This window comes from Streptomyces sp. NPDC042364 (genome assembly GCF_056437585.1).
In genome coordinates this window covers 33,329-55,601 of record NZ_JBWKAJ010000015.1, presented here as the reverse complement: position 1 = coordinate 55,601, position 22,273 = coordinate 33,329, and the positions used below count along the sequence as shown (strand labels likewise).

At 72.7% G+C, this 22,273-nt stretch carries 22 protein-coding genes; 9 read left to right on the top strand and 13 right to left on the bottom strand.

Annotated elements, in window-relative coordinates; translation table 11 throughout:
• Nucleotides 1-317: 317 nt before the first annotated feature.
• Complete coding sequence (locus AC067N_RS26745) at nt 318-743, bottom strand: hypothetical protein (protein WP_478681427.1); 426 nt, start codon at nt 741-743, stop codon at nt 318-320.
• Nucleotides 744-1,011: 268 nt separating this feature from the next.
• Here AC067N_RS26745 and AC067N_RS26740 point away from each other — a divergent pair, with 268 nt between their 5' ends.
• The 4 genes from AC067N_RS26740 (at nt 1,012) to fxsA (ending at nt 5,200) form a co-directional block, all read left to right on the top strand.
• Nucleotides 1,012-1,452, top strand: coding sequence for an Lrp/AsnC family transcriptional regulator (locus tag AC067N_RS26740; protein ID WP_033532524.1), 441 nt, complete (start codon nt 1,012-1,014; stop codon nt 1,450-1,452).
• Nucleotides 1,453-1,521: 69 nt separating this feature from the next.
• The gene (locus AC067N_RS26735; protein ID WP_478681426.1) at nt 1,522-3,126 is read left to right on the top strand and encodes an amidohydrolase; all 1,605 of its coding nucleotides are present in this window, start codon (nt 1,522-1,524) and stop codon (nt 3,124-3,126) included.
• A gap of 618 nt (nt 3,127-3,744) precedes the next feature.
• On the top strand, nt 3,745-4,560 hold the full coding sequence (locus tag AC067N_RS26730) for a polyprenol monophosphomannose synthase (protein WP_478681425.1): 816 nt from the start codon (nt 3,745-3,747) through the stop codon (nt 4,558-4,560).
• A gap of 46 nt (nt 4,561-4,606) precedes the next feature.
• On the top strand, nt 4,607-5,200 hold the full coding sequence (gene fxsA, locus AC067N_RS26725; protein ID WP_478681424.1) for an FxsA family membrane protein: 594 nt from the start codon (nt 4,607-4,609) through the stop codon (nt 5,198-5,200).
• A gap of 196 nt (nt 5,201-5,396) precedes the next feature.
• Here fxsA and AC067N_RS26720 read toward each other — a convergent pair whose 3' ends face one another.
• The 4 genes from AC067N_RS26720 to yczE form a co-directional block, all read right to left on the bottom strand.
• Nucleotides 5,397-5,771, bottom strand: a complete 375-nt coding sequence (locus AC067N_RS26720) for an RNA polymerase-binding protein RbpA (protein ID WP_003977404.1) — start codon at nt 5,769-5,771, stop codon at nt 5,397-5,399.
• Between the two features lie 266 nt (nt 5,772-6,037).
• A complete protein-coding gene (locus AC067N_RS26715) occupies nt 6,038-7,393 on the bottom strand; it encodes an MFS transporter (RefSeq protein WP_478681423.1) in 1,356 nt (451 codons plus the stop codon).
• A gap of 42 nt (nt 7,394-7,435) precedes the next feature.
• Nucleotides 7,436-8,203, bottom strand: a complete 768-nt coding sequence (locus AC067N_RS26710) for a glycerophosphodiester phosphodiesterase family protein (RefSeq protein ID WP_478681422.1) — start codon at nt 8,201-8,203, stop codon at nt 7,436-7,438.
• On the bottom strand, nt 8,200-8,850 hold the full coding sequence (yczE, locus tag AC067N_RS26705; protein ID WP_478681421.1) for a membrane protein YczE: 651 nt from the start codon (nt 8,848-8,850) through the stop codon (nt 8,200-8,202). Before yczE ends, AC067N_RS26710 begins: the two co-directional genes overlap by 4 nt.
• Nucleotides 8,851-8,952: 102 nt before the next feature.
• On the opposite strand from yczE, the gene AC067N_RS26700 reads away from it, so the two are divergent.
• The gene (locus tag AC067N_RS26700) at nt 8,953-10,452 is read left to right on the top strand and encodes an SCO1417 family PLP biosynthesis transcription factor (protein WP_478681420.1); all 1,500 of its coding nucleotides are present in this window, start codon (nt 8,953-8,955) and stop codon (nt 10,450-10,452) included.
• A 129-nt stretch (nt 10,453-10,581) separates the two neighbouring features.
• On the opposite strand, the gene AC067N_RS26695 is transcribed toward AC067N_RS26700, so the two are convergent.
• From AC067N_RS26695 to AC067N_RS26685, 3 genes are all read right to left on the bottom strand, one after another.
• A complete protein-coding gene (locus tag AC067N_RS26695) occupies nt 10,582-11,802 on the bottom strand; it encodes an IS110 family RNA-guided transposase (protein ID WP_478681419.1) in 1,221 nt (406 codons plus the stop codon).
• Between the two features lie 384 nt (nt 11,803-12,186).
• On the bottom strand, nt 12,187-13,737 hold the full coding sequence (locus tag AC067N_RS26690) for a hypothetical protein (RefSeq protein WP_478681418.1): 1,551 nt from the start codon (nt 13,735-13,737) through the stop codon (nt 12,187-12,189).
• Between the two features lie 37 nt (nt 13,738-13,774).
• On the bottom strand, nt 13,775-13,969 hold the full coding sequence (locus AC067N_RS26685) for a hypothetical protein (RefSeq protein WP_055519898.1): 195 nt from the start codon (nt 13,967-13,969) through the stop codon (nt 13,775-13,777).
• Nucleotides 13,970-14,281: 312 nt separating this feature from the next.
• Between AC067N_RS26685 and AC067N_RS26680 the strand changes: the two genes are divergently transcribed.
• The 3 genes from AC067N_RS26680 (at nt 14,282) to AC067N_RS26670 (ending at nt 16,683) form a co-directional block, all read left to right on the top strand.
• Entirely contained in the window at nt 14,282-14,674 is a 393-nt protein-coding gene (locus AC067N_RS26680; protein ID WP_478681417.1) for an ankyrin repeat domain-containing protein, read from the top strand.
• A gap of 301 nt (nt 14,675-14,975) precedes the next feature.
• Complete coding sequence (locus AC067N_RS26675) at nt 14,976-16,394, top strand: HEAT repeat domain-containing protein (RefSeq protein WP_478681416.1); 1,419 nt, start codon at nt 14,976-14,978, stop codon at nt 16,392-16,394.
• A 55-nt stretch (nt 16,395-16,449) separates the two neighbouring features.
• The gene (locus tag AC067N_RS26670; protein WP_478681550.1) at nt 16,450-16,683 is read left to right on the top strand and encodes a hypothetical protein; all 234 of its coding nucleotides are present in this window, start codon (nt 16,450-16,452) and stop codon (nt 16,681-16,683) included.
• 55 nt (nt 16,684-16,738) lie between these two features.
• Here AC067N_RS26670 and AC067N_RS26665 read toward each other — a convergent pair whose 3' ends face one another.
• From AC067N_RS26665 to AC067N_RS26645, 5 genes are read right to left on the bottom strand one after another with little or no spacing between them, the layout of a single operon-like run.
• Nucleotides 16,739-17,611: a 5-oxoprolinase subunit C family protein gene (locus AC067N_RS26665; RefSeq protein ID WP_478681415.1), complete on the bottom strand. Its 873-nt coding sequence runs from the start codon at nt 17,609-17,611 to the stop codon at nt 16,739-16,741.
• On the bottom strand, nt 17,608-18,219 hold the full coding sequence (locus AC067N_RS26660; protein WP_478681414.1) for a 5-oxoprolinase subunit B family protein: 612 nt from the start codon (nt 18,217-18,219) through the stop codon (nt 17,608-17,610). Before AC067N_RS26660 ends, AC067N_RS26665 begins: the two co-directional genes overlap by 4 nt.
• A complete protein-coding gene (locus AC067N_RS26655; protein WP_478681413.1) occupies nt 18,216-18,974 on the bottom strand; it encodes a LamB/YcsF family protein in 759 nt (252 codons plus the stop codon). The genes AC067N_RS26660 and AC067N_RS26655 overlap by 4 nt, the downstream gene beginning before the upstream one ends.
• Before the next feature lie 31 nt (nt 18,975-19,005).
• Nucleotides 19,006-19,959 (bottom strand): putative hydro-lyase, encoded by a 954-nt coding sequence (locus tag AC067N_RS26650; RefSeq protein WP_478681412.1) that lies wholly within the window; start codon nt 19,957-19,959, stop codon nt 19,006-19,008.
• Nucleotides 19,956-21,275: an MFS transporter gene (locus AC067N_RS26645; RefSeq protein WP_478681411.1), complete on the bottom strand. Its 1,320-nt coding sequence runs from the start codon at nt 21,273-21,275 to the stop codon at nt 19,956-19,958. Before AC067N_RS26645 ends, AC067N_RS26650 begins: the two co-directional genes overlap by 4 nt.
• A gap of 195 nt (nt 21,276-21,470) precedes the next feature.
• On the opposite strand from AC067N_RS26645, the gene AC067N_RS26640 reads away from it, so the two are divergent.
• The gene (locus AC067N_RS26640; RefSeq protein WP_478681410.1) at nt 21,471-22,166 is read left to right on the top strand and encodes a GntR family transcriptional regulator; all 696 of its coding nucleotides are present in this window, start codon (nt 21,471-21,473) and stop codon (nt 22,164-22,166) included.
• The last annotated feature ends 107 nt before the right edge of the window (nt 22,167-22,273 follow it).

Here is a 22,273-nt window from a genome sequence, read left to right as displayed (position 1 = left end):
GATGCGAGGACGCGCCCTTGGGAACCGATTCTGCCGGCGCCGGGACGAAGATGTGGTGGCGACGTCCGGCCGCCGGATACGAAGGCGTCATGCCGGGTCAACGCGACGACCGGCACGGCGGTCACCGCTCCGGTGAATCGTGCCTGCGTTCGCGACGGCCCGGCGGACTGCGTGCAGGGCCGCCGCCGGCGCACCGAACCCGCGCCATGGCGGCCTGGAAGACGTCATGGCGCGGGGCGACCACGTACAAGGGTCCCGGGGGCGACGGCCGCGTCAGCGGGAGGCCGCGGGACGCGCAGGGCCGAACGGCCCGTGGATCAGGCGGCCTGGCGCCGCGTCATCGGCACGCGCATCGGGCGCGAACCCGGGCCGCCGACGTGCGAGAACGGCTGCGTCCGCCAGTCGAGCCCCTGCGGAAGCGTCAGCAGAAGGGCGGTGTCCTGCTCCTGCGGTTCCACGGACTCGTCCGCGGACCGGGCGTCGGTGGCCGAACGACCCGTACCGGCACAGACCGTGAGCCCGAACGGGTTCCACGGCGACACGACCAGCGCGTGCTCCGGCAGGACGTCCTCGTCGGACAGCAGGGCGATGGGCTGAGCGCAGTCCGGGCAGATGACCCGGTACATCTCGAAGGTGTCGTACGCGTCGAACTCGTCGTCCGGTTCGACACCCTCCGGCTCGGGCTCGATGACCGGCTGGAGGCGCTTGGGTGCGGTGCGACCAGGGCGCTTAAGACTCTGCATGGGATTCTCCCCCTCGGGCTGGGCCGTTCGGGCACTGCGGCCTCGACCACAGCAAGCACTTCCCGCCCCGTGTCGGCGGTAATCACGAGATCATCACGCAGGTTGTTCGGGTGATGTGGTCTTCGTCACATGCCGCTCGCAGATGCCCCGCCCACCGGCGCGATCAGCCCGACGGCGCACGGCGGGCGCGCAGCGACATCACGAACCGGGCATGACCTGCGCCGCTGAGGTATCCGAGGAGATCAACCGCCCTGTAGGTTCTTGCGCCATGGAGGAGCTGGACCGACAGATCGTGCAGCTGCTCGTCGCGGACGGGCGGATGAGCTACACCGACCTGGGCAAGGCCACGGGCCTGTCCACGTCGGCCGTGCATCAGCGCGTGCGCCGACTCGAGCAGCGCGGTGTCATCCGGGGTTACGCCGCGGTCGTGGACCCGGAGGCTGTCGGGCTGCCGATGACCGCGTTCATCTCGGTGAAACCGTTCGACCCCAGCGCCCCCGACGACATCGCGGAACGCCTCGCCGGCGTGCCCGAGATCGAGGCCTGCCACAGCGTCGCCGGCGACGAGAACTACATTCTGAAGGTCCGCGTCGCCACCCCCCACGAGCTGGAGGAACTGCTGGCCCGGTTGCGCTCCCTCGCCGGCGTCTCGACCCGCACGACGGTGGTGCTCTCCACTCCGTACGAGGCCAGGCCGCCGAGGATCTGACCCGGGGCCGGGCGCCGCGGACCACGGCCCGGGTACGGCCGTGCCGGCGGCAGGCGCGAGACTGTCCCCATGAGTGAACGCACCGCCTCGACGGAAACCGTGTTGCTGCGCGGAGGAGAGGTCCACAGCCCCGCCGACCCGTTCGCCACCGCGATGGTCGTGGAACACGGCCAGATCGCCTGGGTCGGCTCCGAGGGTGCCGCCGACGCCTTCGCGGACGGCGTCGACGAGGTGATCGACCTCGAAGGCGCCCTGGTCACGCCGGCGTTCACCGATGCCCATGTGCACACCACGTCCACCGGTCTCGCCCTCACCGGCCTGGATCTCTCGGCCGCCCCCTCCCTGGATGCCGCACTCGTTCTCGTCCGGGAATTCGCGGCCGCCCGTCCGGCCGACCGGGTCCTGCTCGGCCACGGCTGGGACGCCGCCCGCTGGCCCGGCGGCCGCCCGCCGACCCGCGCCGAACTCGACGAGGCCACCGGCGGGCGACCCCTGTACCTCAGCCGCATCGACGTCCACTCGGCGGTCGTCACCACGGCACTGCTCGACCTCGTCCCGGGCGGGGAACGCTTCGACGACGGCCCGCTCACCCGTGACGCCCACCACGCCGTACGGGCCACCGCGCTCGGCGCCATCACCCCCGCCCAGCGCACCGAGGCCCAGCGCGCGGCCCTCGACCGCGCCGCCTCGCTCGGTATCGGCTCGGTCCACGAGTGCGCGGGCCCGGAGATCTCCTCCGAGGACGACTTCACAGGACTGCTGCGGCTCGCCGACGAGGAGCCGGGCCCCCGGGTCGTCGGCTACTGGGCCGAGCGGGACGTCGCCAAGGCCCGGGCCCTCGGGGCGGTCGGCGCGGCGGGCGACCTCTTCGTCGACGGCGCACTCGGCTCGCACACGGCGTGCCTCCACGAGCCGTACGCGGACGCCCCGCACACCGGTACCGCGTATCTGGACGCCGATGCCGTCGCCGCGCATGTCGTCGCGTGCACCGAGGAGGGCCTCCAGGCGGGCTTCCACGCCATCGGGGACGCCGCCGTGACCGCCGTGGTCGAGGGAATGCGAGCGGCCGCGGAGAAGGTCGGCCCGGCCCGGGTGAGGGCCGCCCGCCATCGAGTCGAACACGCGGAGATGCTCACCCCCGACACGGTGGCCGCCTTCGCCGAACTCGGCCTCACGGCCTCCGTACAGCCCGCCTTCGACGCGCTCTGGGGCGGCGCGGAGGGCATGTACGCCCAGCGCCTGGGAGCCGCGCGGGCCCGTGCCCTCAACCCGTTCGCGGCCCTGCTGCGGGCCGGTGTGCCACTCGCCTTCGGCTCCGACAGCCCGGTCACCCCTCTCGACCCGTGGGGCACGGTCCGCGCGGCGGCCTTCCACCGCACGCCGGAGCACAGGGTCTCCGTGCGCGCGGCGTTCACGGCGCACACGCGGGGCGGCTGGCGGGCGATCGGCCGGGACGACGCGGGCGTCCTCGTCCCGGGCGCTCCCGCCGACTACGCGGTGTGGCGCACCGGCGAACTCGTCGTCCAGGCCCCCGACGACCGGGTCGCCCGCTGGTCCACCGACCCCCGCTCCGGCACCCCCGGTCTGCCCGATCTCAGCCCCGGCGGGGACCTGCCCGTCTGCCTGCGGACCGTGGTGGCAGGACGCACGATTTTCGTACGGCCGGGCGAGTGATCTCCACGGTCGGCGCGGAGCCGGGCCTGGTCCGCCGCAGCGCCGTGCGACCTGCGTGTCATCGGCTCCCACCTGGAGACACAGAGAAAACCCGCAGGTCAAACGGCAGTTGACAGCGGGCGGCAGGGGGCCGGTAGGTTCGGCCGGGTCCACCACCGGACGTCCGACCGAGGAGCTTCCGCGCGGTCGTCGTAGCGCCGCTGGGTCAGGGGTGGCGCGCCGCACCGGCGCACCACCGCTGGCAGCCAGGCCCAGGGTTCGCGCTCGGCGACGGAGTGCTCCGCCCCGGTCGGGTAGGTGTGACCCGGGTGGGGCCCGGGAGCTCAGTAGACAACGGCTTTCGGTCGACCCGCAGCCAGCGGGTCCCAGGTCGGCCCGAAGGGCACCGGGCCCCCATCCGCCGGGGCGGACCACAGCCGGCCCCGCGAACGGCGGGCGGCCGGCTCCGGCCCGTTCCGCCCCGGCCGGCACGTCGTTCGGTGTCGGCGCACGGGCTGCGCGGGGCGCGCTCCTGCACACCCCCTGTCGATTCGACACCCCTCTGGACATGAGGCGACACTCCATCGCAGGCCGCGGCCACTATGGTGGACCCCTGCGTACGGACTTGAAGGGGCAGCAGTGAACGACGGCGACGGGACCCTCGCGGCAGCAGGCCAGGAGAGGCGCTTCGGCCCGCTCGGCACGGCCTTGGTGATCATTCCGACCTACAACGAGGCGGAGAACATCAAGACGATCGTCGGCCGGGTGCGGCAGGCCGTTCCCGAGGCGCACGTCCTGGTGGCCGACGACAACAGCCCCGACGGCACCGGCAAGCTCGCGGACGAGCTGGCCGCCGAGGACGAGCACGTCCAGGTGCTGCACCGCATGGGCAAGGAAGGACTCGGCGCGGCGTACCTCGCGGGCTTCCGCTGGGGCATGGAGCACGGGTACGGCGTTCTGATCGAGATGGACGCGGACGGCTCCCACCAGCCCGAGGAGCTGCCCCGGCTGCTGACCGCGCTCAAGGGCGCCGACCTCGTCCTCGGGTCCCGGTGGGTGCCGGGCGGGCGCGTGGTGAACTGGCCCAAGTCCCGTGAGTTCATCTCCCGCGGCGGCAGCCTCTACTCCCGGGTCCTGCTCGATGTCCCCGTCCGCGACGTGACCGGCGGCTACCGTGCGTTCCGGCGCGAGACCCTGGAGGGGCTCGGCCTCGACGACGTCGCCTCCCAGGGGTACTGCTTCCAGGTCGACCTCGCACGCCGGGCGGTCAAGGCCGGCTACCACGTCGTCGAGGTGCCCATCACCTTCGTCGAGCGCGAGCTGGGCGACTCCAAGATGAGCCGCGACATCCTCGTCGAGGCGCTGTGGCGGGTCACCGCCTGGGGTGTCGGTGAACGGGTCGGCAAGGTCCTCGGCCGCGACGGCAAGGGCGCGGCCCCGGACGCCAAGAACTGATCGTTCCCTTATCCCGTCCTGAGCCGGTGGCGGGCACACTGGGAGCATGACGACTGGCGCTCCGACCCCGACATACCCTGCCCGGCCTCGGCGCTCCCGGCTGCGCACGTTCCTGCCGTTGGCGGTCGCCGCGTGGGTCGTGCTGGAGATCTGGCTGCTCACGGTGGTCGCGGGCGCGGCCGGCGGGCTCGCGGTGTTCGTGCTGCTGGTCGCCGGGTTCCTCGTCGGCTCCGCGGTGGTCAAGAGGGCCGGGCGGCGGGCGTTCCGGGCACTGGCCGAGACGCTGCAACAGCAGCAGGGCGGTGGCGGCGACTCGGCGCCGGGTGCCGAGGCCGGCAAGAGCGAGGGCAACGGTTTCCTGATGCTGGGCGGGCTGCTGCTGATGCTGCCGGGCATCGTCTCGGACGCCGTGGGGCTGGTGCTGTTGGTGCCGCCGGTGCAGAAGGCGCTGGGGCGGTACGCGGAGCGGACGTTCGAGCGGAAGCTCCGGGAGGCGGGTGCCGGGGGGCTCGGGGACGCGTTCACGCAGGCGCGGATCCACCGGCCCGACGGCAAGGTCGTGCCGGGGGAGGTCATCAGGGACGGGGCGGACGGCGACGCCGGCGAGCCGCGGGATGCCCGGCCGCCGCTGGGCCACTGAGGGGGCAACCGAGGAGTCGAGGGGGGCACAGGCCCTCCCTTCCAGGGGCGCGGAGCACCGCGCGGCCGGCTACCTGCGCTGCCGCACCTGTACGGACCCGGCCCCACACCCCGCACGCGGAGACCGCGGGCGCCGTACGATACGGCGCCCGCGGTCTCCGGTTGCGCTGGGTCTGCCGCCCAGCCCCTTCAGGGGGCTAGGCGGACTTGCGGCTGTCTCGCGGATGGACCGCGATGTTCATCGCGCCGGAGCGGAGAACGGCCAGGCGCTCCTCGAGGACCTCTTCGAGTTCCTCACGGGTGCGCCGCTCCATCAGCATGTCCCAATGCGTACGCGCGGGCTTGGCCTTCTTCTCCTCAGGGCCGTCGCCGTCCACGAGGAGTGCCTGGGCCCCACAGACCTTGCACTCCCACTCCGGCGGGATCTCCGCCTCCACCGAGAAGGGCATCTCGAAGCGGTGCCCCTTCTCGCATGCGTACTCCACGGCCTGGCGCGGAGCCAAGTCGATGCCGCGGTCCGTCTCGTAGCTGGTCACCACGAGGCGCGTGCCGCGAAGAGCTCGCTCACTCATGAATCGTGCCTCCCGGGCTTGTCGCCCACAGGACAGGTGTCGCTGTCGTCGTCATCCGGTCAACGTCCGGTCGGCGGTAAAGATTCCCGTTCCGTGTCCCGTTCCGGGTCATGCGTCGCCGTCGTAGCCGCCCTTGTTGTACCCACCCGCGCCCGGTTTGTCACATCTGACAGCAGATGTCATCCAGTGCTTCGGCATCTTTGACGCGCAGTAACGGTACGCCTGGCAGGCCAAACGCGTACACTACAGCCCTTTCGCTTCCGGCGCTAAATCCTCTCGGGGACGGGATTGCCCGCGTCACTGATCGCCCGGCGCACCGGAACCCTCGCGAGCAGGGCGAACCCGAGGACGAAGAAGAGGACCAGGGAGATGATCGCGTCCCGATAACTTCCGGTCAGCTGGTAGGTGAGACCGAACAGCAGGGGGCCGAGCCAGCTCATCCCGCGGTCGCTCAGCTCGTACGCGGAGAAGTACTCGGCCTCCTTGCCGGGCGGGACGAGGTGGGAGAAGAGGGAGCGGGACAGGGCCTGGCTGCCGCCGAGGACCAGACCGATGCCGCCGGCCAGGACGAAGAACCAGAGGGGCGCCCCCGCGGGGAGGAAGTAGCCGGCGGAGAGGATCAGCGTCCAGGCGACCAGGGAGCCGAGGATCGTGCGCTTGGCGCCGTGGCGGCGGGCCAGCCGGCCCATGCCGAGCGCGCCGCACACCGCGAGCACCTGCACCAGCAGCACCGCCACGATCAGTGTGGACTGCCCGAGGCCCAGTTCCTCGGAGCCGTAGACCGACGCCTGGGAGATCACCGTCTGGATGCCGTCGTTGTAGAGCAGGTACGCCAGGAGGAAGGCGAGGGTCAGGGGGTGGCGGCGCATGTCCCGTACGGTCGCCGCCAGCTGGCGCAGACCGGGGGCGGTCGACTCCCCGGCGTCCGGCACCGGGCTCCGGCGGTCCCGCAGACGGCGCAGCGGGATCAGTGCGAAGGCGCCCCACCACAGGCCCGCCGAGGCCAGGCAGATGCGGACGGCCATGCCCTCCGAGAGGCCGAAGGCGTCGTGGGAGGTGAAGAGGACGAGGTTCGCGACGAGGACCAGGGAGCCGGACGCGTATCCGAAGGCCCAGCCCCGGGAGGAGACGGCGTCGCGTTCCTCGGGCCGGGCGATCTGGGGGAGGTAGGAGTTGTAGAGCATCATCGCGACGGACTGCGCGGCGTTCGCGACGACGAGGAGCACACCGCCGAGGAGATAGCGGTCGCCGTCCAGGAAGAACATCCCCGCGGTCGCGGCGGCCCCCACGTAGGCGGCTGCCCCCAGAAGGGGCTTCTTGCGGCCGGTGCGGTCGGCGGCCGCGCCGACCAGGGGCATGATCACGACGGCGACGATCACCGACAGGGAGACCGAGTACGCGAAGAACGAGCCGGCGCGGACCGGGAGGCCCAGCGGGTGGACGTAACCGTCCGCGTCGGCGGCGGACTTGGCGACCTCGGTCAGATAGGGGCCGAGGAACACGGTCAGGACGCTGGTCGAGTAGACGGAGCAGGCCCAGTCGTAGAAGTACCAGCCGCGCTGTTCGCGTCGTCGGTCCGCGGCCTCGTCGGCCTCGTCCGTCCGCACGGTGTCGGTGCCCACCCGTGCCCCCTCGCTTCCCCGGGAAAGGGCCGCGCGGCGGCCTCAGACCCAGGTCCCCCGGTCCTCCAGCACCTTGCGCAGCGTGTCGATGTGATCGGTCATGATGCCATCGACGCCGAGGTCCAGGAGACGGTGCATACGTTGCGGTTCGTTCACGGTCCAGACGTGGACCTGCAGTCCGCGCGCGTGGGCGGCCCGTACGAAGCGGTGGTCGACGACCGGCACCCCCGACTGTGACTCCGGCACCTGCGCGGCGATCACCGAGCGCCGCAGCGGGGCGGGCACCCCCCACGAGCGCAGCCGCAGGCCGAACACGCCCCCGGTGCCGAAGGAGGTGGCCAGGCGGGGACCCGCCAGACGCTGGGCCCGGGCCACGCGCGGCTCGGAGAAGGAGCCGACGCAGACGCGGTCCCAGGAGCCGGTGCGCGCGATCAGGTTGAGCAGGGGGTGCAGCGCCGACTCCGCCTTGACGTCCACGTTCCAGCGGACGTCGGGGAAGGTCTCCAGAAGCTCCTCGAAGAGGGGGACCGGTTCGACGCCCGCCACGCGCGCGTGCCGAATCTCCTTCCACGGCAGGTCCGCTATCCGGCCCGCCCCGTCGGTCACCCGGTCCAGCGTCGCGTCGTGGAAGGCGACGAGCCTGCCGTCGAGCGTGGCGTGCACATCGGTCTCGATGTACCGGTAGCCCGACTCCACCGCGCGCCGGAACTGGGCCGTGGTGTTCTCCAGACCGTCCGCCGCCCCGCCACGGTGGGCGAAGGCGATCGGGCCCGGATGGTCGAGGTACGGGTGGCGTATCAGGGCGGTCACCCGGGAAGTATGGCCCGCTCCGGTGGACCGGCGGCAACGACCGTGCTGCCGGATGCGGAGGGAACGGCGAACACCCGCAGGAAGACCTGGGCCAGCGGGCCGATGGAGACGGCGTAGAGGAGGGTGCCGACCCCGACCGTGCCGCCGAGGGCGAAGCCGGTCGCGACCACCGTCAGCTCGATGCCCGTGCGGACGAGGCGGATCGACAGGCCGGTCACCCGGTGCAGGCCGGTCATCAGCCCGTCGCGGGGGCCCGGGCCGAAGCGGGCGGCGATGTAGAGGCCGGTCGCGGCGCCGTTCAGGACGATCGCGACGGCCATCAGGGCGATGCGGGCCGCCCAGGTGCGGGCGTCGGGGGCCAGGGCGAGCGTCGCGTCCATGGCGGCGCCGATCACCAGGACGTTGGAGACCGTGCCGAGGCCGGGGCGCTGGCGCAGCGGGATCCACAGCAGCAGGATCGCGGCGCCCAGGATGGTGAGGACGATCCCCATCGACAGGCCGGTCCGTTCGGAGAGCCCTTGGTGGAGCACGTTCCAGGGCTCCAGCCCGAGCCCCGACCGGACGAGGAGCGCCGAGCTGACCCCGTACAGGGTGAGACCGACGTAGAGCTGAAGCAGGCGCCGCGTGAGATGCCCGTGTGCGGACACGAGAATGCCCCCTTGTTGGTGGTAGTGGCCTGTCGCATGTCACCCTGTGGCTTGAGGGGAGACGTCCTCCATGGCCAATTCGGGGAAGGTGGACTGCAAAACATGTCTCAGTGGACTTCCGCGGTCGGGGCCGCGCAGCTCGCTCGCATGCTCAACTCCCAGCAGGACCGCCCCAGTGGGCCGGGCAGCAAGCGTCCGCCCGCCTACCGCGCGCTCGCCGACGGCGTCCGGCTGCTGGTCCTCGAAGGCCGTGTGCCGGTGGCGGCCCGGCTGCCCGCCGAGCGGGAGCTTGCGCTCGCGCTGTCCGTGAGCCGTACGACCGTCGCGGCGGCGTACGAGGCGCTGCGCACGGAGGGGTTCCTGGAGTCCCGGCGCGGGGCGGGGAGCTGGACCGCGGTACCGGCCGGGAAGCCGCTGCCGGCCCGTGGTCTGGAGCCCCTGCCTCCGGAGGCGCTCGGTTCGATGATCGACCTCGGGTGCGCGGCGCTGCCGGCGCCCGAGCCCTGGCTGACCCGGGCCGTGCGGGGGGCCCTGGAGGAGCTGCCGCCCTACGCCCACACGCACGGCGACTATCCGGCCGGGCTCCCCGCGCTCCGCTCCATGCTCGCCGACCGGTACACGGCGCGCGGCATCCCGACGATGCCCGAGCAGATCATGGTGACCACCGGGGCCATGGGCGCCATGGACGCCATCTGCCACCTCTTCGCCGGGCGGGGCGAACGGATCGCCGTGGAGTCGCCCTCGTACGCCAACATCCTCCAGCTGATGCGGGAGGCGGAGGCGCGGCTGGTGCCGGTCGCCATGGCCGAGGGGCTCGCCGGGTGGGACATGGACCGCTGGCGGCAGGCACTGCGGGAGGCGGCGCCTCGGCTCGCGTACGTCGTGGCCGACTTCCACAATCCGACCGGGGCGCTCGCCGACGAGGACCGGCGGCGGGGGCTCGTCGACGCGGCGCGGGGCGCCGGGACGGTGCTGGTGGTGGACGAGACCATGGCCGAGCTGTACCTCGACGCGGACGTGGAGATGCCGCGGCCGGTCTGCGCGTTCGATCCGGCGGGGTCCACGGTGATCACGGTCGGGTCGGCCAGCAAGGCCTTCTGGGCCGGGATGCGGATCGGGTGGGTGCGGGCCGCGCCCGAGGTGATCCGGAGCCTGGTGGCGGCGCGGGCGTACGCGGATCTGGGGACGCCCGTGCTGGAGCAGCTGGCCGTGAACTGGCTGATGAGCACGGGGGGTTGGGAGCAAGCCGTCGGGATGCGGCGGGAGCAGGCGCGGGAGAACCGGGACGCGCTCGTCGCCGCCGTGCGCAGGGAGTTGCCGGACTGGGAGTTCACGGAGCCGCGGGGCGGCCTGACGCTGTGGGTGCGCACGGGGGGGCTGTCGGGGTCGCGGCTCGCCGAGGTGGGGGAGCGGGTCGGGGTCCGTGTGCCGTCCGGGCCGCGGTTCGGGGTCGACGGGGCGTTCGAGGGGTATGTGCGGCTGCCGTTCACCGTGGGCGGGGCGGTCGCGGAGGAGGCGGCGGTGCGGTTGGCCGCGGCTGCGCGGCTGGTACGGAACGGGGCGTCCGGGGGGAACGACGGACCGCGGACGTTCGTGGCCTGAGCGGTGCGGTGCGGTGCGGCGTGCTGCGGGGGTGCCGGGTGCCGGTGCGTTGTGGCTGGGCGGGGGGGTGCCTCTATGTCTTTCGTCAAGACACCCTGGTTTGGTTTGGGGTGGTTTGGCTAGCTGGGGTCATGCGGCGAGTTCGACGTCGTCCTGGGGCATGCGGGGTTCGTAGAAGGTGCCGTCGCGGAGCATGGCGAACAGGACGCTGATGCGTTGGCGGGCGAGGCGGAGGAGGGCTTGGGTGTGGGTCTTTCCGCGGGCTCGTTGTTTGTCGTAGTAGGTGCGGGAGGCCGGGTCGGCGTTCATGCAGGCGAAGGCGGAGAGGAACATGGCGCGCTTGAGCTGGCGGTTTCCGCCTCGTGGTGCGTGTTCGCCGTGGATCGAGGTCCCGGACGACCTCGTGGTGGGGGCGAGCCCGGCGTAGGAGGCGAGGTGGGCGGCGGTGGGAAAGCTGGTGCCGTCGCCGACGGTGACCAGCAGGACTGCGGCGGTCCTGACGCCGACGCCGGGCATCGACCTCAGGACCGGGGAAAGAGGGTGAGCCTCCAGCAGGGTGTTGATCTGGGCTTCCAGGGCCCGGCGCTGGGCGTGGACGGTGGCCAGGGAGCTGGCCAGGGTGGGGATGACGATGTCGAGGGTGCCGGTGCCCGGGACGACGACGGTCTGTTCGTCGAGTGCGTCGAAGACGTCGTCGATGAGCCGGGTGGCCATGCGCGGGGCCTTGGGCCGGATCAGTTCGACGAGTCTGCGGCGGCCGGCTTTCCGCAGTGCGGCCGGGGAGCCGTGGCGTTCGAGCAGCCAGGTGACGGCGGGGTGGTCGAGACGTGGGCCCAGGACGCGTTCCAGCGAGGGGTGGAACTGGGTGAGCAGGCCGCGTATCCGGTTGCTGGTGCGGGTGGCCTCGGCCGCGAGGTCCTGGTCGAAGCCGACCAGGACCGTGAGCTCGGCGGTGATCTCGTCGGTCAGCTCCAGGGAGCGCAGAGTGTGCGGCATGGTGCGGGCCGCGTCCGCGATCACGGCCGCGTCCTTCGCGTCGGTCTTCGCCTCGCCCGGGTAGAGGTCGGCGATCCGGCGCATCGCCAGACCGGGCAGGTAGGCGACCTTGCAGCCCGCGTCCCGGGCGACGGTGAGCGGCAGTGCGCCGATCGAGGCGGGCTGGTCCACGATCACCAGGACGGTGCCGAACTTCGCAGCCAGCTTGTCGAAGACGGCTCGCAGCTTCGGCTCGCTGTTGGGCAGCTGCTTGTCGAAGACCTTCTTCCCGGCCGGGGTCAGCCCGTGCCCGTGATGGGCGCTCTTGCCGACGTCCAGGCCGAGGAACACGCCCACGTCTTCGGTGTCGAACATCGCGCCCTTTCCAAGGTGTTGAACGTGCCGGCCTCGGCGTCGGTGTCGTACGCGCGCATCCACGTTATGCAGACCTGCCACCCGCGAGCTGTCCGGCATTGCGCCGGACCGAGTGGCGGCCGGACCTCTGATCAGCGTCTCCGACGGCACCTCCCGGGCCCGGTGACACCACCCCCCAGGTCATCCCTTCGACAGGGGGACACAGTCATGCCGGGCCCGGAGGCCAGTGGCCCTCTTGCAGGACCGCGAAAAACATAACGGGGGCGGGTTCCGCGGCTCGGCGGTACGAGGTGCCGCTGCGCCCACCCGTGCCGCTCCGGTGGCACGACTGCCCGCAGCTCAGTAGGCCCCGGGGCGGGGGTCGTCCACCGGTAGCCGGTGGCGTCAGTTGTCGGCCACCGCGAGCTGTTCCATCGCGTCCGGCGGGGTCGTGCGGGGCGGCAGGAGTGAGAGGACGGACTCCCGGTGGGGTTCGGGGGTGTCCGGGTCGTGGGGGTCGGGGGTGGCGGGGACCTGGAGACGGAGGACGGGCGCCGTGCCCAGGCGGGCGTAGCCGCGGCCCGGGGGGACGTCGGGGGTGGGCGTCGTGGGGGGTGGGGCGCCCAGGACGGACTCCAGTCGCTCCGCGGTGGTGGGGCCGAGCACAACGCGCGCGCGGGTGTGCCGGAGCACGGCCTCGCCGAGGGCGTCCAGGTGGTCGAACTGCTCGGCCACGACCACCGTGACGTTGGCGGCCCGGCCGTGGCGCAGGGGGACCTGGAGGAGGGACTGCGGGTCGCGTCCGCCGTCGGCCGCCGCCGGATGCGCCAGCACGGTCGGGCGGTCGAGGAGCAGCCAGAGGGGCCGCTTGGTGTCGTCCGGGGGTGGATGCTCAGCCTGCCGGGCGCGGTTCGTGGCGATCAGCCGGCGTTCCGTCTCCTGGGACGCCCACTCCAGGCTCGCCATCGCCCCGGACAGTCCGCTCTCCACGGCGAGGACGCCGTCCCGGCCGGTGAGGCACGCGTAGTCGCCGCTGCCGGCGCCGTCGACGATGACGACATCGCCGTACTGCAGTGCCTGAAGGGCGATGGAGCGCAGCAGCGTCGTCGTACCGCTGCCCGGTTCGCCCACGGCCAGCAGATGGGGCTCGGTGGAGCGGACGCCGGTGCGCCAGACGACCGGCGGTACGTCGCGCTGCTCATCTCCGAAGGAGATGGGGAGCGTGCGCTGCACCTGGGCCGGGTCGGTGAAGCCGAGGACCGTCTCGCCCGGGGCGGTCACGAAGCGCTGCGCGGCGATGTCGGTGGCGAGCGGGGGCAGGACACTGACCGACAGCGTGTTGCCCTCCTCGTCCCAGTCGAAGCGGTACTCGCGTCCGCGGCCCGCCTTGGCGTGCAGCAGGTGCTCGATGCGCGCACGGGCCTCCGCCTCACCGTCGGCGAAGTAGGCCGGGTAGTGGACCAGCAGATGACAGATCCGGCCGGTGGCGTCGAACGCGTAGGTGGGGAAGGCCTTGTCCCAGGCCCCGCCGTGCGCGTAGAGGGGCTCGGGGTCCTCGGCGGCCGAGAAGCAGGGGACCAGGGCCTCGTAGAGGGAGCGGAGGCGCTGGGCCTGGGACTCGTCGGGGCCGGCGGGCGCGGGGGCCGCGCTGTCGCGGCCCGCCCAGGCTGCCGCCGCCATCACGGTGATGACGGCGAGCAGCGCTCCGTACGGCACGAGGGTCACCACCAGGACCACCGAGGCGGCGAGGAAGAGCAGTGACCCGCGGCGGTCCTTCGGTGTCTCCACCCATCTGCGCCGGCCGGCCGCGGCCAGTCGGCGCAGCCCACGGGTGATCGTGATCAGCGGGTGGAGGACGTCGGTCGCGCCGTCGGCCGCCGTCCGGGCCAGCTCCCGGCTCCTGGCGAGATGCGCGCCGCCGCTGCTCAGAATGCGGGGGAGGGTGACCCGGGCCACGGCTGTCTCCTGGAGGTGCGTACGGATGGGGACGGGATCAGAACTTGATCCCGCCGAGGAGGCTCGCGAGGCTCTCGCCGCCCGCCGTGATGCTCGGGGCGATGCCCGTACTGGCCAGGTAGAAGCCGAAGAGCGTGACGATGATGGCGTGCGAGGCCTTGAGGCCGTCCTTGCGGAAGAAGAGGAAGACGATGACGCCGAGCAGGACGACGCCGGAGATGTTCAGGATCATGTGGGTTCTCCTGGTTGATGGGGACGGTCACCATGAGTTCTTCCAAGGTCACAGCATGTATCCATATGATTAAAGGTGCAAATGGGGGAAAGTCCGGTGAATCCACCTGGGTGGCCGAGCGGTCCCTCGGTCGTCCGGGCCGGCGGGCCGCGCCGGGCGCCACTCGATGTGATCTTTTGCCTCGGCCGTTTCCGCTCATGTGCCCGAGAAGCCAGTACTCTGGCGATTCACCCGTACGGCGGCGTTGTCGTCGTAGGCTCCAGAAGCACATGTGCTCGTGGCGGTAACGCGAAGTGAGAGGTGGACCCGGCGATGAGCGAAGCCCCCGACCCCGAGGTCGTGGAGCTGGCGACCAAGATCTTCGATCTGGCCCGGCGGGGCGAGACCGAGGCGCTCGTGGCGTACGTCGACGCGGGGGTTCCGGCCGATCTCACCAATGACCGCGGTGACTCGCTCGTGATGCTGGCCGCCTACCACGGTCACGCCGACGCGGTACGGGAGTTGCTGGCCCGTGGCGCCGAGGGGGGCCGCGTCAACGACCGGGGCCAGACCCCCCTCGCGGGGGCGGTCTTCAAGGGGGAGGAGGGTGTCATCCGGGTTCTTCTGGAGGGCGGGGCGGACCCGCTGGAGGGCACGCCGAACGCCGTCGACACGGCGCGGATGTTCGGCAGGACCGGGCTGCTCGAGCTGTTCGGCGCACACTGATCCGCATGTTCTGACCAGGTAAAACACAAAAGACGGGGGAGGCGGTACAGGGCCGCCGGAAATATCGGTCGCGGCAGGAAGAACCGCCGGGTCATCATGACGTCGTGATTCACGGACGCGATGGCTGGGCAGGTGTTGCCGCACCACGTGGACCGTGATGCGGTCCGCATGGGCCACTGACGAGAGGCAGAGGAAGATGGTCTACAGCAAGCAGGAAACGGCGGGCGCCCCGACGTGTTGTCACGCGGCCAGGTAGAGCAAGATCCCGGTTGCGTCGACGCTTGATGTGAGGCTGTTTCCCATGTTCGAACCGTTCATAGCGCCCAGCGGTACGCTGCTCGGCCTGCTGCAGCGGGGCCGTGGCGACGGCACCCTGCACGCGCTCACCGCCCCGCGGGCCGAGGCGCTCGCGGCACTGAACACCTGTGTGCTGAGCGACCCCCGCCACGACTGGCAGGTCGAGAACCGCTCCCTCTACTACGCCCGGCTCTACCTCGATCTGCACGGCGGACTCGACGAGATCGAGCGGCACCTCTTCGACGCCGAGGACGTGCTGGACACCGACGAGTCACGCACCGGTCTCGCCCTCGCGGTCCTCGGGCACCTCGCCTCGTACGGCAGGCGGGACGCCCTCGAACTGCTGCGCAGGTACGCCGCCACGGGCACCAACTGGGCGTGGGCCCTGGACGAACTGGCCCTCAGGGACGACGACGAAGGGCTGCGCGCCCTCGCCGAGCCCGTACTCGCCCGCTTCACCACCGACCCGGAGGGCGAGGCGGAACTCGCCGCCACCGTCCGGGACGCCTTCGAACCCCGGCCCTGGCGGCTGTGGGCCGACGACCCCCGCGAAGCGATCGCCGCACGTGTGCGTGCCGCCCAGGAGACCGGCTGCTTCGACCGCTGGCAGCGGCAGATGCGGCCCAGCGGGCCCCGGCCCGGCTGGAGCGTCGGCGCCGTCTTCGAGTGGGCCCGGCAAGGCATCGAACGCGGAGCCGTCCGCCATGTGCCGGCGGCACGCTGCCTCACGGCCGTCGCGGGCCCGGAGGACCGGCCCGAGATCGTCGAGGCGGCCCGGTACGGCGACGACGGCGCCCGCTGTACCGCCCTGCGCTATCTCGCCGACGCCAACGATACCGACGCCCTCGATCTGATCGAGGGCGCGGTGTCCGACGGCACCACGATGGTCGTGGAGGCTGCCGTCGACGCCTTCGAACGGATGCGCAGTGTGGCCGCCGTCGACCGGGCCCGCGGCTGGGTGCACCGGCCCGACGCGCTGGGCGCGGCCGCCGGGCGCGTCCTCGCCTGCCGGGGCGGCGCACAGGACAGCGACCTGGTGCTCGGCGCCCTGCGCGAGGCCGTACGCGGCGAGGGCCCCGACGCACCCACCCTGTGGACCCTCGTCGACGGCGCCGGACGGCTCGGCATCGCCTGCGCCGCACCCGTCCTGCGCCACATCTACCGGGAGACCGCCTCCTCCCATCTGCGCGGCCGCGCCGCCCGCGCGCTCGCCGCCACCGACCCCTCCTTCCCGGCCGGCTTCGCCGTCGAGTGCCTCTGGGACTGCGAGGAGACCACCCGCGAGATCGCCGCCCGGCACGCCGAGACGGGCGACACGCGCGTCGTCGACCAGCTCCGCCGACTGGCCGCCGACCCGGCCGAGGAGGCCGAGGTCCAGACGGCCGTACGCAGTCGCATAGGTCCTGACATGCCCGCAATGTGAACACCCCGTGACCCGGAGGTCAGGGGGGCATGGACACGGTCCGGCCCGGACATGTGTGCAGCGCAACGCTCATGGGACGTTCCTCGTCCGGAAACACGCGGTCACACGCCGGGCCCGGCGGCAGCGGGTCGTCAACACCGTCGTGCACGCCCTGTCCGAGCGCCACGGAGCGGTCCCTCGCCACGCCTGCGCGGGCGCCAGCACCCGGCTCGACCTGTCCGCCTCTCACGCGGTGGCGTCGGCCCTCGCCGCGCTGACGGTGTCCGAACAGCGGCCGGAGGTGGCGTGAGCCGACCTCCGGCGGATGCGGGGGAGAAGGAGCAGGACGGCCGGTGTACGGCCGGTCAGCGGCGGTGCCGTACGGCGACGAACCGCACGGGTGTGCCCGGCGTGGCCTGGGCCGCGCGGGGGAGATCCGCCGGGTCGACGACCGCGATCACCGGATAGCCACCGGTGGTCGGGTGGTCGGCGAGGAAGACCACCGGGCGGCCGTCCGGCGGCACCTGGACGGCCCCCAGCACCATGCCCTCGCTGGGCAGCTCACCGGGCCGCGCGCGCTCCAGGGAGGGCCCCTCCGTGCGCAGGCCGATGCGGTTGCTCGCGGAGGACACGGCGAAGGGACGGGTGGTGAGGACGCGTAGGGCCGTGTCGGTGAACCAGTCGTGCCGGGGGCCCAGGGTGACCCGCAGGACCAGTTCCGACGGCGGCGCGGTGTGCGGGACGACGTCCACGCGTGCATGAGCCCCGCCGGGCCGTCCGAGGGGCAGCACGCTGCCGTCCGTCAGCGGAGGCGGGCCGAGGCCCGACAGCAGGTCGGTGGAGCGGCTGCCCAGCACCGGCTCGACGGCCACACCGCCGGAGACGGCGAGATAACTCCGTACTCCCGCGTGGGCGGCCCCGATGTCCAGCAACGCTCCGCCGGGGACCCGGACGGGTGCTCCCCAGGCCACCGGCAGGCCGTCCACGGTGACGGGGCAGGGCGCGCCCCCGACGGCCACGGTGACTGTCGCGCGGGGCCGCACCGCGCAGCCGTTGAGGGTGGTCTCCAGGACGGCCGCCTCCGGGACGTTGCCCACCAGTCGGTTGAGCAGGACGGCGGTCGGCGCGTCGAGCGCGCCCGACCGGGGCACGCCGAGGTGGGCGTGGCCGGGGCGGCCCAGGTCCTGGACGGTGGTGAGAGCACCGGCCCGGACGACGGCCAGAGCGCGGTCGGTCACGGCGCCGCCGCCGGTGTGAAGCGGACCCGGGTACCCGGTGTCAGCAGAGCGGCCGGCACCCGCGCGGGGTCCCACAGGACGGTGTCGGTCGTGCCGATCAGCTGCCAGCCGCCGGGGGACGAGCGCGGATAGACGCCCGTGTAGGGGCCGGCCAGCGCGACGGACCCCGCCGGGACAGCCGTCCGCGGGGTCGCCCGGCGCGGCACCTCACGGGGCAGGCCCGTCAGATAGCCGAAGCCGGGTGCGAAACCGCAGAAGGCGACGCGGAAGTCGGCCGCCGCGTGGATACGGACCACCTCGGCCTCGTCCACCCCCCAGTGGGCGGCGACGTCCGGCAGATCGGGCCCGTCGTACCGGACGGGGATCTCCACGACCTCCTCGGCGCGCGCCGGGGCGGGCGGCACCTCCCACGCGGCGAGGCGCTCGGCGAGGCGGGACGGGGCCTCCAGGCCGTCGAGGAGGACCGTTCGGGCCGCGGGGACGATCTCGGCGACCGAGAGGTCGCCCGTGGCGCGGCGGCGCAACAGCTCGGCGTGCAGCGCCTCGGCCTCCTCGCCCGAGTCCAGCTCGATGAGCAGCGCGCGATCGCCGACCGGCATGGCCCTCATGCGAACGCCTCCACACGGACGCCCGACGCGGTCAGCTCGGCCCGCACCCGCCGCGCCAGCTCCACCGCGCCGGGCGTGTCGCCGTGCAGGCACAGGGAGCGGGCGCGCACGGTGACGCGCTCGCCGGAGTGGGAGACGACCGTGCCCGAACAGGCCAGGGTCACCGACCGCTCGATCACCGAGGTGGCGTCCGTGATCACCGCCCCGTCCTGGCCGCGGGGCACCAGCGTGCCCCGGGCGGTGTACGCGCGGTCGGCGAACGCCTCGCTGACGACGGGCAGTCCGGCCTGCTCCGCCACCTTGAGAAGGTGTGAGCCGGGCAGGCCGAGCACGGGCAGTGAGGCGTCGGCGAGAACCACCCCGTCGACGACCGCCGCCGCCTGCTCGGCGTCGTGCACGACACGGTTGTAGAGCGCGCCGTGCGGCTTCACGTACGACACGCGCGTGCCCGCCGCCCGCGCGAAGACCTCAAGGGCTCCGACCTGGTAGGCCACCTCGGCCGCCAGCTCCGCGGGCGGCACGTCCATCGCGCGCCGACCGAAGCCCGCGAGGTCGCGGTAGGAGACCTGGGCGCCGATCCGTACCCCGCGCTCGGCCGCCAGCTCGCAGACCCGGCGCATGGTGACCGCGTCCCCGGCGTGGAAGCCGCAGGCGACGTTGGCGCTGGTGACGACGGACAGCAACTCCTCGTCGTCGGTCAGCTGCCAACGGCCGAAGCCCTCGCCGAGGTCGGCGTTGAGGTCGATCGACGTCATGGTTCCCATTCTCCTCTTTCCGCGACAACCCTCAGGCCACGCGGTACTGCTCGTCGCGGGCGTCGGTCAGGAACATCTGCCCCGGTGCGTGGGTGATGGCGAACGGCGGACGCGAGGCGGTCACGGCGGCCTGCGGGGTGACTCCGCAGGCCCAGAAGACCGGGATGTCGTCCGGCTCCGCGGCCACGGGCTCGCCGAAGTCCGGGCGGGACAGGTCGGCGATGCCCAGACCGCCCGCCTCCCCGCAGTGCACCGGGCCGCCGTGCACGGCGGGGAGCAGACTGCTCTCCCGGATCGCGGCGGCGAGGTGCTCGGGCGGCACCGGGCGCATCGACACCACCATCGGGCCGCGCAGCCGCCCCGCAGGCCGGCACTGGCGGCCGGTGACGTACATGGGGACGTTGCGGCCCTGCTCGATGTGGCGCAGGGGGACGCCCGCCTCGGTGAGCGCCCATTCGAAGGTGAAACTGCACCCGATCAGGAACGACACCAGGTCCTCCCGCCACATGTCGACCACGTCCGTCGGTTCGGCCACCAGTTCGCCGTGCTCCCACACCCGGTAGCGGGGGAGGTCGGTGCGCAGGTCGGCGCCCTTCGCGAGCGGTGTGGCCCAGGCTCCGGCGTCCGTCACGTCGAGCACCGGACAGGGCTTCGGGTTGCGCTGGCAGAACAGCAGCATGTCGTACGCCCAGTCGGCGGGCACCGAGATCAGGTTTGCCTGGGTGTGGCCGGCGGCGACCCCGGCGGTGGGCCCCGACAGGCCGGCGCGGAACCGGTCGCGAGCGCTTGCGGGGGTCCACTCGCGCGCGTGCGGGTCGACGAGGGTCACGGGACGGTCGTCCGGCGAGAGGGCGGCGGCGTCGTCCCGCGGCGGGACCGCGTCGGACGGCCTCAGGTGCCGGGCGGCGTCGGGCGCAGGGCGGCGGCCCCGGCCGGCAACGGACAGCGGGCGGGCCATGTGGTCCTGAGCGCTCACGGGGTTCATACGAGCTCCTTCCCGCGCGTCTCCGGCAGGCCGAGGAGGGCGGCGGCGGCCAGGGCGTAGCCGATCGCCCCGAAGACCAGCGCGCCGCCCACGCCCCAGCTGTCCGCCAGGAAGCCGACCGTGGTCGGGAAGACGGCGCCGACCGCGCGCCCGGTGTTGTAGGTGAAGCCCTGCCCGGTGCCGCGCACGGCCGCCGGGTACAGCTCGCTCAGGAACGACCCGAAGCCGCTGAAGATCGCCGACATGCAGAACCCGAGCGGGAAACCGAGCACCAGGAGAAGGCCGTTGGCGCCGCTCGGTATGTTCGCGTACGCCAGGATGCAGAGCGCCGAGAGCACCGCGAAGAGCCAGATGTTGCGCCTGCGGCCCAGCCGGTCGGTGAGATAGCCGCCGGTCAGGTAGCCGATGAAGGCTCCGGAGATCAGGAACGTGAGGTAGCCCCCGGTGCCGACGACGGACAGGTCGCGCTCGGTCTTCAGATACGTCGGGACCCAGGTCGCCAGCGTGTAGTAGCCGCCCTGGACCCCCGTGGAGAGCAGCACGGCGAAGAGCGTCGTGCGCAGCAGACCGGGAGCGGCCGCGGTGCCGGGCCGGAAGATCGCGGCGAACGAGCCCTTCTCGGCGCTCCGCTCGCGCGCGGCGGCCGCCTCGGGGGCGTCCTCGACCGAGCGGCGCACCCAGACGACGAGCAGAGCGGGCAGGGCGCCCGTCCAGAACATCACCCGCCAGGCGATGTCGTCGCCGAAGACGGAGAAGACCACCGTGTAGACGATCACGGCCAGTCCCCAGCCGACGGCCCAGGAGCTCTGGATCGCGCCGAGCGTGCGCCCCCGGTGCCTGGCGCTCGCGTACTCGGCGACCAGGATCGCGCCGACCGCCCACTCACCGCCGAAACCGAGGCCCTGGAGGGCACGGAAGACCAGCAGCGTCTCGTAGTTGGGTGCGAAGCCGCAGGCGACGGTGAACACCGCGTAGGTGATCACGGTGATCATCAGGGCCTTCACCCGGCCGATCCGGTCCGCGAGGACACCCGCGGCGGCGCCGCCGATCGCCGAGACGACGAGCGTGACCGTCGTGAACAGGCCGGTCTGGCCGCTGTCCAGACCGAAGTAGGCCGCGAGCGCGACCATGCTCAGCGGCAGCGTGAAGTAGTCGTACGAGTCGAGGGCGTATCCGCCGAACGCGCCGCCGAAGGCCCGGCGGCCGCGCGGGCCGAGGGCGCGCAGCCAGCCGAACGCGCCGTCGTCCGCGGTCTGTGCGCCCGGCTGGGGCCGGGATGTGGTCGTGGGGGTCGGGGAGGGAGGGGTCGAGCTCATGGGCACCTCGCAGTGAGGGACGGAGGGTGCTGAGGGGTGAGCCGTGCCGTTCCATGCCGCCCGAGAGCGACTTGCGCCGTGGAAGCCGAACCGGGGTGCGGCTCGACGGCGCCTGTCCAGCAAGGTAGAGGATCGTTGAACGATCCTTCAATACCCATGTTGTTTCGTTCTGATGTCTGCGGTTGAATTCCGGGCATGGCCGCCGAACTGACGGGACTCGCCGACGACCGTGCCCTGCTGGGCCGCACCAGCACCGCCGAGCGGGTCTCGGACATCCTCAGGAGCCGGATCGCCGAGGGGTTCTTCCCGCCGGGCACCCGGCTGTCCGAGGACAGCATCGGCGGCGCCCTCGGTGTCTCGCGCAACACCCTCCGCGAGGCGTTCCGCCTGCTCACCCATGAACGGCTCCTCGTCCACGAGCTCAACCGCGGGGTCTTCGTCCGGGTGCTCACCGTCGAGGACGTCGAGGACATCTACCGCACCCGCCGGCTCGTCGAGTGCGCCGTCGTCCGCGGGCTGGGCGAGCCGCCGTACGGCCTCGGCCGACTCGCCGAGGCGGTCGACGACGGACGGCGCCGGGCGCGGGAGGGCGACTGGAAGGGCGTCTCCACCGCCAACATCCACTTCCACCGCGAACTGGTCGCCCTCGCGGGCAGCGCCCGCACCGACGAGCTCATGCGCAGCGTCTTCGCCGAACTCCGGCTGGCGTTCCACGTGGTGGACAACCCGCGCAAGCTGTACGAGCCGTACCTGGCACGGAACCTGCTGATCCTCCAGACGCTCCAGCGGGGCGAGCGCGACCGGGCCGAGGAGTTGCTGGCCGAGTACCTCGACGACTCGCTCAAGGGCCTGGTCGAGGTCTACGGGCGCCGGGTGGCCGACGTCTCCTGACCGGACTCCGGCCGAGCGGGGCCACGCCGGGCGCGGCCTCCGCCGTGCCGTTCCGGCGTCCACCGTGGTGTTCCGGCCTCGCCCGGCGGAGCGATTTGGGCCGCTGT